The sequence below is a fragment of the Streptomyces sp. HSW2009 genome (assembly GCF_040240285.1).
Classification (GTDB): Bacteria; Actinomycetota; Actinomycetes; order Streptomycetales; family Streptomycetaceae; genus Streptomyces.
Genome location: NZ_JBEHZD010000210.1, coordinates 1 through 12,173 on the forward strand (window position 1 = coordinate 1; position 12,173 = coordinate 12,173).

General features: G+C 72.2%; 8 protein-coding genes and 1 pseudogene. 3 read left to right on the forward strand and 6 right to left on the reverse strand.

The genetic code is table 11. From position 1 onward, the window contains the following. Positions 1 to 2,012, forward strand: a 2,012-nt coding sequence (locus tag AAHZ94_RS17165; RefSeq protein WP_349993782.1) for an NACHT domain-containing protein, incomplete at its 5' end; no start/stop codon positions are given. Between the two features lie 26 nt (positions 2,013 to 2,038). Here the strand turns inward: AAHZ94_RS17165 and AAHZ94_RS17170 are convergent. From AAHZ94_RS17170 to ngcE, 3 genes are all read right to left on the reverse strand, one after another. Then, positions 2,039 to 2,971, reverse strand: coding sequence for a carbohydrate ABC transporter permease (locus tag AAHZ94_RS17170; RefSeq protein ID WP_502964698.1), 933 nt, complete (start codon positions 2,969 to 2,971; stop codon positions 2,039 to 2,041). Positions 2,972 to 3,076: 105 nt separating this feature from the next. Beyond that, on the reverse strand, positions 3,077 to 3,991 hold the full coding sequence (locus AAHZ94_RS17175; RefSeq protein WP_349989803.1) for a carbohydrate ABC transporter permease: 915 nt from the start codon (positions 3,989 to 3,991) through the stop codon (positions 3,077 to 3,079). A gap of 77 nt (positions 3,992 to 4,068) precedes the next feature. Beyond that, complete coding sequence (ngcE, locus tag AAHZ94_RS17180; RefSeq protein WP_349993788.1) at positions 4,069 to 5,502, reverse strand: N-acetylglucosamine/diacetylchitobiose ABC transporter substrate-binding protein; 1,434 nt, start codon at positions 5,500 to 5,502, stop codon at positions 4,069 to 4,071. A 442-nt stretch (positions 5,503 to 5,944) separates the two neighbouring features. Here ngcE and AAHZ94_RS17185 point away from each other — a divergent pair, with 442 nt between their 5' ends. Further along, positions 5,945 to 6,151, forward strand: a complete 207-nt coding sequence (locus AAHZ94_RS17185) for a hypothetical protein (RefSeq protein ID WP_349993784.1) — start codon at positions 5,945 to 5,947, stop codon at positions 6,149 to 6,151. 336 nt (positions 6,152 to 6,487) lie between these two features. On the opposite strand, the gene AAHZ94_RS17190 is transcribed toward AAHZ94_RS17185, so the two are convergent. Then, positions 6,488 to 8,134 carry an ABC1 kinase family protein gene (locus AAHZ94_RS17190; RefSeq protein WP_349993785.1) on the reverse strand — a complete coding sequence of 549 codons (1,647 nt, stop codon included), beginning with the start codon at positions 8,132 to 8,134 and terminating at the stop codon, positions 6,488 to 6,490. A 74-nt stretch (positions 8,135 to 8,208) separates the two neighbouring features. Continuing rightward, positions 8,209 to 9,576, reverse strand: a complete 1,368-nt coding sequence (locus AAHZ94_RS17195) for a ThiF family adenylyltransferase (RefSeq protein ID WP_349993786.1) — start codon at positions 9,574 to 9,576, stop codon at positions 8,209 to 8,211. Between the two features lie 1,054 nt (positions 9,577 to 10,630). Between AAHZ94_RS17195 and AAHZ94_RS17200 the strand changes: the two genes are divergently transcribed. After that, positions 10,631 to 11,227, forward strand: a complete 597-nt coding sequence (locus AAHZ94_RS17200; RefSeq protein ID WP_349993789.1) for a TetR/AcrR family transcriptional regulator — start codon at positions 10,631 to 10,633, stop codon at positions 11,225 to 11,227. A 654-nt stretch (positions 11,228 to 11,881) separates the two neighbouring features. Here the strand turns inward: AAHZ94_RS17200 and AAHZ94_RS17205 are convergent. Continuing rightward, positions 11,882 to 12,173, reverse strand: a pseudogene (locus tag AAHZ94_RS17205) (hypothetical protein); the annotation flags it as partial.

The window sequence follows — 12,173 nt, forward strand, 5'->3', positions numbered from 1 at the left end:
TCACGCTGCGGTGGACGTGGTCGCCGCGCGAGGTCGGCGCGCCGCGTGAGCTCGTACTGCGGCGTCGCCTGGTCGCGCCGCTGCCCGGCTGCCCGGAGCCGGACGCCGCCGCGCTCCGTGGCGGCACCCACCACGATCTGTACGCCGTCTACGGCGGGTTGCGCTCGGGGCGCGTCGCCGTCCTGGGCGAGCCAGGCGGCGGCAAGTCGTCGGTGGCGGTGCTCACCGTGCTGCGGGCCCTTGAGGAGCGCGAGCGACTGCCCGACGCGGAGCGCCACCGGGTGCCGGTGCCGGTGCTGCTGGGCGCCGGGAGCTGGGACCCGGAACGGCAGCCGCTCACGGACTGGCTCGCCGGTCAACTCCACTGCCGTTACCCGCTGTTGCGCCTTCCCGAGTACGGGCAGGGCGCCGCCGGGCAGTTGGTGCGCGAACGCCGGGTCGCGCTGTTCCTCGAATCGTTCGACGAGATGGACGCGCGGCTGTGGGCCGAGGCGTTCCGGCAGCTCGACGCGGCGCGGTTGCGCATCGTGCTGTTCGCGCGCAGTGCGGAGTACGTGCGGGCCGCGCCCCACGGCGCGCCGACCGGCCCGGCGGCCCTGGAGTTATTGCCGCTGACCGGCCGGGACGCCGCCGACTTCCTCACCCTGCGCCTCCAGCCGCTCGCCGCGCCGTGGCAGCCGCTCGTACGGCACCTGCGGCAGGAGCGCGGCGACGCGGTGACCGAGGCACTGGCCAGGCCGCTGACGCTGCGTCTGCTGGTCGATGTGTACCGCAAGGACCCGGCCGGCCTCGCGCACTGGCTCGACCGGCGGCTGGCGGTCGGCGCCCGCGGCACGCCGGCGGAGATCGAGGCCGAGCTCATGGACCGGCTGCTCCAGGTCGCTTACCGGCCGGGTGGCTCACGCGGCTGGGACGTGCCGGCCGAGCGCGCGCGGGAGTGGCTGCGGTACGTCGCCCGGGGCATGCACGCCCACGGCGATCTCGACTGGCGGCGGATGCCGGAGGTAGAGCGGGCCGTCCCGCGCGTCCTGGCCTTCGGCGCGGTCGGCGTGGCGGCCGGGGCCCTGGTGGGGGCCGTGGTCTTCAGCCCGCTCGGCCAACAGCGGGTCCTCGGCCGGGGCGGCGTGGCCGTGGGCGCCCTGTGGATCGGGTTGTTGGGCCTGGTCTACGGGCTGGTGACGGGGGCCATCGCGGAGCGCAGGGGCCGGCATCCGCCCCGGGTCGGCGCGCCGGTGCTGCCGGCGTGGCGGCGCTCGATCAATCCGGCGACGGCCGCCCTGGTGGCACTGATCGTGGGCAGCCAGTGCGCGGTGGAGGCCCGTGCGCAGGGGCTGGGGCCGGTGGGGTACCCGTTCTTCCTGCTCGCCGCCGCCCTGGGCAGCGGGGTGACGGCTGGCCTTGCGGCCACGGCCGGCCGCACGGCGTGGGGCAGCGGTGCAGGGCGGCGGGTGCGGGCGGTGCGCGGCGCGTTCCCGGCCTCGGCCGTGCTGGCCGCGGGGCTGCCGATCGGCACCGCGCACTGGCTGAGCGGCGGGGCGGCGGCCGGGCTGTTGGCGGGCGTGTTGGGGGCGGTGAGCGTGGGATTGATGGTCGGGGCCAGCCGGCCGGTCGTCGGTGTGGGGGCACGGACCCATCCGCACGGCTCGTGGCGGGAGGACCGGCGCCGGGCGCTGGTCTTCGGCGTGCTCTTCGGCATCGGCCCCGGGGTGGCGCTCGGCCTCCAGAACGGCCTGGCCGGCACGCCGCGCCACGGGGTGGTGGCCGGGCTGGTGACGGGGGTCTGTACGGCCCTGCTGATCGGCCTGGCGGGCAGCGCAGCCGCCCACGACTTCTGGCGCACCACGGCGCTCTTCGTCCAGTTGCGCTGTCGGGGGCGGTTCCCGGCGCGCGGCATGGCGTTCCTCCATGACGCGTATGCACGGGGCGTCCTGCGCGCGGACGGGCCGCGCTACCAATTCCGGCACGCATTGCTGCGGGAACGGTTGCGGCAGGCGGATCGGCGGGGCGGGTAGCGGGTGGCGTACGCGGGGTGGGCGGCCTATTTGAGGGCGCCGGCGGTGAGGCCGGCTTGGACCTGGCGTTGGAAGATGATGTACACCGCAAGGACCGGCAGCATGGCGATCAGCAGGCCGGAGAAGAGCACCGCCCAATCGCCTTTGTAGCCCTGGGACACGGCGAGTTCCACCAGTCCTTGCGGGAGGAGCTTGTCCTTGTCGTCGCCCTGGTTCAGTACGTAGGGCAGCATGTACTGGTTCCACTGGCCGAGGAAGTTGAAGATCCCGATGCTGATCAGTCCCGGCTTGGCCATCGGCAGCATGACCTGGAAGAACGTGCGGGTGTGGGAGGCGCCGTCGAGCATGGCGGCCTCCGCGACGGAGGTCGGCAGCGTCCTGAAGAACGAGGTCAGGAAGAACACCGTGAACGGCAGCGAGTACGCGATGTAGACCAGGATCAACCCGTGCTTGGTGTTGAGCAATTCCATGTTCTGCAACACGAAGTACAGCGGGACCAGCGCCAGCACGATGGGAAAGCTCATGCCGCCCACGAACAGGAAGTAGATGAACCGGTTCCCGCGGAATTCGAATCGGGCCAGTACGTAGGCGGCCATCGCGCCCAGCAGCATCGTGCCGAAGAGCGAACCAGCCACTACCACGGCCGAGTTCAGGAAGTACCGGCCCATGTTCGCGGTCTGCCACGCGTCCGACCAGTTTCCGAAGTGCAACGAGGACGGCAGCGACCAGGGCGAGGTGAAGATCTCCTTGTCCGTCTTCAAGGAACTCATCGCCGCCCACAGCAGCGGCATCGTCACCAACAGGCCCCACACGGCCAGGATTCCGTGCGAGAAGACGTTCAACACACCGCCCGCGTAATCCCTGCGCCGTCGGGGGGTCTCGGTCACCGCCGGCGCCCCAGCGGGCGGCTGTTCCTTCTGTACGTGCTGGTCGTGCGGCGCGTCCAGTGGCCCTGGCATGCCGACCAACTCCTTGGACGAGAGTTCTCCGTTCATGCGCTCCACTCCCCACCACGGGTCGGACAGAAAGGGGCGCGGTCACCGGGTCCGTGCGGTGCCCGCATGTCAGAACTCCAGCCTTTCGCGGCGGCCGAGCCGCATGACGATCGCGGCGAAGATCATCGTGACGATCAACAGGGCCACGCCCAGCGCCGTCCCGTAACCCGCCTGCCCGTCCTGAATGCCCTTCGTGTACACGAACCACGTCAGGACCTCGGTCGAATAGTCAGGACCACCAGGGCCGACCGTCATGATCTGCACCACGGCGAACGAGTCCAACGCCAGGATTCCCATGTACACCCAACCGGTCTGCACCGTGTCCCACAGCAGTGGCAACGTGATCCGGAAGAACGTCGTGAACCGGTTCGCCCCGTCGAGCAGGGCCGCCTCGTAGAAATCCCGCGGAATCGTGCTCATCGCGGCCGAGAACAACACCACGTAGAACCCGACGTTGCTCCACACCATCACCGCCATGACACACCACAGCGCCAACTCCGGATCACCCAACCAGTCAGGCTGCACCGAATCCAACCCGATACCGGAAAGGAACGAGTTCAACGCACCACTGTTCGGGTTGTACGCGAACTGGAAGATCAGCGCCACGATCGCGATCGACAGCACCTGCGGAAAGAAATACACCACCTTGTACACGGCAGATCCCTGCACACCCGACACCACCGCGCCCTTGCGCCGCCCGCCCACATTCAGCATGAAGGCAAAGAAAAGCCCCATGCCGAGCGTCACGAGCGGCAACACGAGCAACAACACCAGATTGTTCCGCAAGGCATGCCAGAAGACGTCGTCATGCCACATCTTGCGGTAGTTGTCGAACCCCACCATCTTGAGGTCCGAGCTCAACCCGCTCCAGTTCGTGAACGAATAGTAGATGGCCTGGACGAACGGCGAGAGAACGAACACCGCATAGATCGCCAGAGGCAGGGCCAAGAACCCCACGATGAAGCCGTACTTACCGTGCCGCACTGCTACCGACCCCACTTCCCGCCCGCGAGAAACGGCCTGACCCACACCCGACCCGACCGGCGCGGATTTCTTTGCACCTAGCGGTGCCGGTACTTCCGCACCGCATCGTCCCGAGCGGTCTCGTCAGCGAACTTCTGGCACTTGGCCATGCACTCCTTGGGCGACAGGCGGCCCGCCATCATCTCGCCCAGTGCCGCCGTGCCGATCTTCTCCTTCTGCAAGCGCACGTACCAGTCCTGGAGCCGCGGATTCACCACGTTCGGCCCCGCCTTCGTCCACAACTCCTGTGCCGACGCCAGCCCCGGAGCGAGCTTCAGTCCTTCGGTGCCACCGTTCAGCGAGGACAGGGACGACACCCGCTTGATGAAGGTCTGCGTCGACTTCTCGCCCAGCATGATCCGCAGCAACTCCATGCCGCCCTGCGGGTTCTTCGCGTTCTTCGGCACGATGAACGGCTCACCGCCCGAGGCCCAGATCGTCCCGAACGGCAGCTTGTCGCTGGAATCCAGCGAGGACGGTGCGCCCACCGCCATGTCGAAGTTCTTCGGCGTCGTCTTCTTCGTCTCGTTCTCCACCCACGAACCGTTCGGGATGAAGAGGGCCTTGCCCTCGTTCCACGCCACCTGCGACTGGACGTGGTCAAGGCCAGGCGTGCCCTTGAGGATGTACCCCTTGCTCTGCAATTCGTGGTACGCCTCGAACGCCGACTTCACCGCGTCCTGTTTCCAGGCGTTCGGCTCCAGGTTGTCGATCGCGTCCAGCACCTCGCGACCGCCGATCTTCGCGATGAACGGATACAGGCTGAACGGCAGGTAGTACGGGTACTTCCCCGGATACGTCCACCCCGCGATCCCCTGCTTCTTCGCGTCCTCGCACAGCTTGAGCATGGCGTCCCAGTCCTGCGGGTACTCCCAGCCGTGCTTCGCCAACAGCGACTTCGAATACCACACCCCGTAGATCGTGTAGGCGTAGTACAGGACCCAGACCTCGTCCCCGTCGAACTGCCCCATCTCCACCACGCCGGGCCGCAGCGTGTCCCGTACCTTCTTCTTCGGATCGTCCAGGGACGGCGCGTCCAAAAGCGCCCGCAGGTCCGTCAACTGCTCCTTGGAGACCAGCGTCCCGAAATCCATCTGTTCCGCGCCCGAGTTGTCGATCAGATCCGGCGGCGTGCCCCCGTTGAACCGGGGAGCCAACCGTGCCTGGATCTTCTGTGTCGCCGTGTGCTTGATCTTCCCGTCCGTCTTCGGATAAGCCGCCACGTACTGCGCCTCAGCCGCCTTCGCGTACTCATCACCAAAGCCGCCGTCGAAAATGACGACGTCAAGCCCCGCGCCCTCGTTGACCGCCAGCGGATTCTTCGCCGATTTCTGCCCCTTGGCGACCTGCTGGGTGTGGTTGCCGCCGCTCGTCGCGCAGCCGCTGAGGGCCGTGACGGCGGGAAGGGCGAGGATTCCGGCGGCGGTGGCCTGCTTGATGAGGGCGCGCCGTCCAAGGTCGATGGGTGTCATGCTCACGCCTCGCCTTCTCCAGGGTGTCGCGGTGACCGGCCCGACCCTGCGCACTCGCGCAAGGACGTGGGCGGGTCCATGGACGCCGACCCGCCGCTCATCGGCCCCACCGGGCCGCGACCGGCTGCGGGGGGGGGGGGGGGGGGGGCTGTGGGGGCCCCCCGCCGCTGTTGGGCCTGGGTGTTATTGCGGTTAGGGCCGGCCGGCCGCTGGTCGCCGGCCCGTACTCGGCGACCCGAAGGTGACCACGGCCCGCAGGACGGTGTTCTGCGGGCGGGTCACACCACGTCCACCGAGGGGTGGTCGCCGACCCGTTTCACCAGTAATGAGCAGTGCCGTATCTGGGGGCAGGTCCGAAAGGACCGGCCCCCAGCGCTTTTCTGCCGCCCGGCCGGGGCGCGTTGCCCCCGCCGTACGCGAACGGCGGGGCTATCGTCTGCGGGTGGACCAGACGTCACATGAACCGGCTGAACCGGCGCCGTCCGACGGCGAGACCCGCACCTGCGCCCGCTGCGGCACCACCGCCCACGGCACGCCGCCCACCTGGACGTATTCCATGGAGAACGGAAGACGCAGCTACTTCTGCGACGCCTGCGCCCGCGAGAACATCCGAGCCATCGAGGGCCGGCTCGACTCGGTCTGGTGGTAGCGGGGGACATCCCGACGGTGCGGCCGGGGCTCCCGACGGTGCGTCCTCACCCGCGTTGCAGTACGGGCCCTGCCATGGGCCCCGCCGGGGAACGAGCCAGCGAATGAGCCGGTCAGCCGGCCAGAACGACCGGCACCAGCGGATGGGTGCTCATGGACGGGCGCTCACGGGCAGGCGCCCGCGCAACGGTGCGGGGCAGGGGAACGGATCGGCGGCTGCGGGCCGCGATGCTGCTGGGTGGCCGGTGGCCGGTGGCGCGTTGGCGGGAGCGGGGGAGCGGGGGTGGTTGGGTTGCTGGTGGCCCGGGGCGGGGGCCCGGGCCGGAGCCAGGAACCGTCAGGCCGGGGTCTCCTCCGTGACGCCGTGCTCCAGCGTCGTCGCGACGGGCTTCGTCAGCTCCACTACCTCGGCAGCCTTGGCCGTGGACGCCGGGGCGGGCTCTACCGCCTCTGCCACCGCCGCTGCCCCCGTCGGCTCCGCGGCTTCCGTAGCCTCCGCGGGCCGTGCCGCATCCTCGGTCTCGACCGCCGGCACGGCCGCCGGCGTCGTACGTGTCGTCGTAGCCACCGCAGTGGACCCGGCCGCCTCGGACGTGGACCCGGCCGCCTCAGACATGGGCTCAGCCGCTTCGAACCCGTCCTCCTCCACCACGGCGAAGCCCGGCACCCATGCCTCGATCTCGTCCCGCATCCGTACCGTCGCGCCGAGTTGGGAGAGCACGCCGATGGTGCTCATGCTGACGCGGTGGATCAGCAGGTAGGACGGCGGCAGGTTGAGCTGTCGGCCGAGGTCGTACGAGGGGGAGCGGCGGTCGGCCAGTGTCGTCGCCTGGCCGCGAATCCACTCGCGGGTGAAGGTGAACTCCTCCTGCTGGGCCGGTTCGATGATGGGCAACAGGTACTCCATCAGGGCCTCCGAGTCGAGCTGGAGGTCCTGCCTGATGAAGCCCTCCTCGCGCAGCAACTCCTGGACCTCGTCGCCCTCGCCGTCCAGCAGCATGCGCAGGGTGACCCCGATGTGGGGCGGCAGTCCCTCGGGCAGCCGGTCGACCGTGCCGAAGTCCATCACGCCCAGCTTCCACTTCTCCGGCGGCCCGTCCGCGGCGTCGCCGACCACCAGCCGGAAGTTGCCCGGGTGCGGGTCCGCGTGCAGCAACCCCGTGCGGGCCACGCCGGAGAAGAGGAACAGGGTGAGCAATTGCCCGGCGCGGTCCCGCTGCTCGCGCGTGCCGTTCGCTATCACCTCGGAGAGCGGTATGCCCTCCATCCACTCGGTGATCAGTACCTGGTCGGACTGGTGCACCACGCCCGGCACAGTGAAGTCCGGGTCACCGACGAACTCCTCCGCGTAGATGCACTGGGCCTCCGCCTCCAGTTCGTAGTCCAACTCCTCGGCTACCCGGTTGCGCAGTTCGGCGATGAGCGGCTTGATCTCGATCCCGGGCATCAGGGGGCCCAGGAGGCGGGAGAAGCGGCCCAGTTGGGTGAGGTCGGAGAGCAGGGCCTCGCCGGCGCCGGGATACTGCACCTTGACCGCGACGTCGCGGCCGTCGTGCCAGACGGCCCGGTGCACCTGGCCGATCGAGGCGGCGGCTGCCGGCTTGTCGCTGAACTCCAGGAACAGGTCGCGCCAGTCCGCACCGAGCCGGTCCGCCAGTGCCGCGTGCACCGAACGGGTGGGCATCGGAGGCGCGGCCTCCTGGAGCTTGGTGAGCGCCGCGCGGTACGGCTTGGCGATCTCCTCCGGCAGGGCGGACTCGAAGACCGACATGGCCTGGCCGAGCTTCATCGCACCGCCCTTGAGCTCGCCGAGTACCTTGAACAACTGCTCGGCCGTGCGCTGTTGCAACTCTCGTGCGACGATCTCCGCGGGCCGGCCCCCGATGCGTTTGCCCAGGCCCCAGGTGGCTCGCCCCGCGAACGTCAGTGGCAAGGCTGCCAACTTCGCGGTGCGGGTGACCGCTTTGCGGGGTAGATCAGACATGCGCCCCTCCAACTCCAACTGAGTTCTCCCGGGGCGGACCCCGGACCCCCGTCGTCCACCCAGCGGACGCCGGTTTACCCGGACATTGTCGCCTGCGGCCTCGCACTCCTCGATGAATACCCCGTAACCGGAGCGGTCATCGTGCCGCACGCGCAGTTCGGATGCGGCTCGATGGACCGCACGTCCCAGGCTAGCCCCGGCAAGGTCAGCTCCCAGCGGGCCCCCACGGCGGGCAGCGCCCCGCCGTCCAGGTAGGCCAGGGCCCGCGCGACGGTCAGCCCCGCCACGGTCGTCGCCAGTGCCGCGTCGCACGGCGGTGCGGGAGCTCGGCGCCCCGACTGCCACTGGGCCAGCAGACGCGGCCAGCCGGGCTCGCGCTCCGCCCGCCACAGCGCCATGCAGGCCGCACAGCACGTGACGCCTGGCACGACCAGCGGGCCCACGACGCCGGTGCCCTCCAGGACGCCGGCGTACAGGTGCGGGATGCCCGAGGAGATCAACAACTCGGCCGCGGCGGGCTGCGGTGCGTACGCGGCGAGCCCGTCGCGCGGGGCGATGACCACCAGGTGCAGTTCGTCGATCGGGGACGCATCCGGCAACGCAGTGTGGGGGTCGGGCCACCCGTCAGCCGGGGCAGCCAGGGCAGACGAGCCACCAGGACCAACCAGGCCCGAGCCAGCCGGGCCAATCGGGTCACCAGGACCAGTCGGGCCGACAGAGCCAGCCGGGCCGGCCGGCTCACCAAAGCCACCCGAGCCAGCCGGCGCAGCCGGAGCGTAGGGACTACCTGGCAGATCCGCCCACTGCTCCGCCCCGTCAGCGGTTGGGGCCGAGGCCGGGCCCGTGGGTGGGGCGGCGTGTCGTCCCGCGGTGCGCCGGCCGGTGCGGGGCGCGGGGCGGTGGGTTGGCGCGCACTCCCGTACGAGGCGGCGCCCCGCGGCCTCCCTGCGCTCGCCGATCTCGGTGGCGGCGATCCCGGCTGGCAGGACGTCCCAGGGCTCGACACGGCCACCGTCCATCACCTCCACCCGGCCCACCCCGGAGGCCGACAGCAAGGCCGCCACCGCGGCGCCGACCCGGCCCGCTCCCCGCACCTGGACCCGCGCCGCCCGCCTGGCCCCCAGCAACCGCAGGCCGGCGGCGGGCTGCGGATGGAGCACGGTGAGCGCCGCCAGGTCGCCGCGCAGCCGCTCGCGCGCCCTCGGGTCGTCCTGGAGCGCCGCGGCGCCGTCCTCCCGGGCCAGCGGATCGTCGACGAGACCGGCCGCGACGAGCCGCGCCACCACGGCGTCGGCCTTGCCCTCCGGCAGCCCCAGCGACCTGGCCTGTTGGCGCAGCAGTGGCATTCCCCGGGTGCCGTCGAGCAGGGTGAGGAAGCTGCCGGTGGCCGTATCGAGCGGGCCGAGCAGCACCGCATGGGCCTCGGTGATGCCGAACTGCACGGTGTCCCGGCTGCGCCACGCCCTGCGCAGGGCCGGCTTGAGCCGTGGGTGCGTCGGCAGTTCTCCGGCCGGGACGGTCCACGGCGCAGCCGCGCCCGCCGCGCCCGCCGCACCCGGCGGGGCCGCCGCGCCTAATGAGGCAGGCGAGGCTGGAGGTCCGGCTGGCCTCGATGGTTGGCCCCTTCGATGGGCCGCGGCCCGGAGACCGGCACCGTCACCCCGGGAGCGGCCGACCGGCGGGGCACCGGGCGGAGACAGCGGAGTCGTGGGCGAGGCGTCCCGTGGGGGCAGCGGAGGCGTGGACGGGGCGCGTGGTGGGGGAGTGGGCGAGGGGGCGCCGCCGGGGCGTGGCGGCGTCGGTGCTTCGGAGCGCGGTGTCCTGGTCCGGGGCTCCGGCCGGCCCGGCGCACGGGGCGGCGGGGCGGCGTGTCGGGCGGTGGGCGAGGTGGACGGGTGCGTGGGCATGGGCGGGGGTGCGGGCGTGGGGGCGGGTGTGCCGCGGGGCCGGGCATGGCGCCGGCCGTGGGGTGGTGCCTGTGGGGACCTGCCTCCCGACGGGGCCGCGGGGCCCCCCCCCCCGGGGGGGCCCCGGGCCCCCCCCGCGGCGGGGGCGCGCCCCTTTGCCCTTCCCGTTCGCCCTCCTCACCGCATCGGCACATCCGTAACGCGCCTCCCCCACGCCCCACCACCACCGCGTACGCACCCGCCCCTCCCCCCACCCCCATCACGGCGCTCGACCACTCGAACCGGTGGCGTCCCGGCCCCGCAAACATCCGGCAACGTCCGGCCGACGCGCTCGCGAATGCGATGCTGGTGGTGGGTCCGCGCCCGGTTGGTGCGCGGACCCATGCACACCGTCGACACCGGTCCGTACGGCCACGCGGCAGCACGTCCGCACGCCGACCGCACCGGTGCGGCGCCGGCCCGGCGCCATGGCGGGCAGTACGACGACGTACGGACGACACCGGTGCCGCCGGGCACGGCGCGCACGGTGGCCACGGGTGGGAGGACCATGATGGCGAGCGGTACGGCGGGGGTCGCCGAGGGGCGGCCGATGCGTGCTGACGCGCGCCGCAACTACGAACGGCTGCTGGCCGAGGCGCGGACGGCGTTCACCGAGCGCGGCACCGACGCCTCACTTGAGGAGATCGCACGGCGGGCGGGGGTGGGCATCGGCACTCTCTACCGCCACTTCCCGCACCGCACGGCCCTGATGAGCGCGGTCTTCAAGGACGAGGTCGAAGCGCTGCTGGCCCGCTCCCGCGAACTGCTCGCCGCGCCCCAGCCGTGCACGGCCCTGCTGGAGTGGCTGCGCGCGATCGTCACCCACGCCAGCACCTACCGCGGCCTGTCCCGGGCGCTGATGGCCGCCCAGAGCGACGACGGCTCGGCGCTCTCCCGGTGCAGCATGCCGATGCTCGCGGCCGGCAGCCAACTGCTCGACCGGGCGCAGCGGGCCGGTGCCGTACGGCCCGGGGTCGACATCGGCGACCTGATGCAACTCACCAACGCCATCGCGCTGGCCGTCGAACAGTCCCCCGACGACCCCGAGTTGGCGGACCGACTGCTCACCCTCACCCTGCGCGGCATCAGGGCACACCCCGCCGACCCCGGCACCACACGACCGGCCGACCCGGCAGCCCCGGCGTAACCGAACCACCCGGCCACCACATCGAGCGCCCCCAGCCATCCGCGCGCCCCTACGACACTCCAGCGCCGGCGGCCACCCCACTGCTCCCACCCGGCCCTGACGCCGCCCAGCGCTCCCGCGACACGGCTCCCGTACGTCCGCTCAGCTCGACCGCCCGCCCGGCGGAGGCACTTCGGCGCCTGCGGGCACCCGCTACCCGGCGCGTACGGGCATCACGAACCACCCGCTCAGGCGATGCCCCAGGCACCGAAACGCGCCCCGCTCGCCCACCGGGCACACCCGAGCCCCCGCCAGAATCCGTACGGGGACGAGCCGTTCACCCCGGGCTGCCGGAGGCGCACGCTGCGCGGGCGGCGGGGCCGGGGCAACCGCACCGTGCAGCCGCACCGGGGCCGGGTACGAGCGCCAAGACAGGGCGGGGCGGGAGGGGAGGGCCAGGGGCAGCCTCGGGCCGGGGCCGCAGGCGAGCCCGGGCTGGCGGAAGAGACCGGCGGCAAGGCGAAGTCCGGCCCGGAGGAGAGACCAGCGGCAAGACCAAGGCCAGGCGCATCACGCCTGGTCAGAGCGGCGGGGCGGACACATGGCGCCGTCCCGTGGGCGTCGTGTCGCCCACGGGTCGGTGACCTGCCCCGGGCGGTCGCCCGGGGCAGGGAATCAGCGTCGGCGTGGCGCCAGATCGGCGACCCGGCCGCCGAGTTGCTGGTCGGACAAGGAGACCGGGCCGCGCATGCCCGGGCCGCCGGGGGCGGTGGGCGGGTGCGTACGGCGCGGCCCCGGCAGCGGCATGTCGCGACGGGGTGGCCGTCCCGCGGGGCCCGGGCCATCGGGTCGGCCCGCCCCCGGGCCGGGCGCCCCCCCCCCCCCGCCCCGGGGGGGGGGGGGGTGGGGCCCCCCCCCCCCCCGGGGGGGGGGGGCCGGGGGGGGGGGGGGGGGGGGGGTGGGGGGG

Excerpts from the sequence above, each read along its gene's own strand:
- AAHZ94_RS17170 (WP_502964698.1), bottom strand. The coding sequence starts at position 2,971 with ATGCCAGGGCCACTGGACGCGCCGCACGACCAGCACGTACAGAAGGAA.
- ngcE (WP_349993788.1), bottom strand. The coding sequence starts at position 5,502 with ATGACACCCATCGACCTTGGACGGCGCGCCCTCATCAAGCAGGCCACC.
- AAHZ94_RS17190 (WP_349993785.1), bottom strand. The coding sequence starts at position 8,134 with ATGTCTGATCTACCCCGCAAAGCGGTCACCCGCACCGCGAAGTTGGCA.
- AAHZ94_RS17200 (WP_349993789.1), top strand. The coding sequence starts at position 10,631 with ATGCGTGCTGACGCGCGCCGCAACTACGAACGGCTGCTGGCCGAGGCG.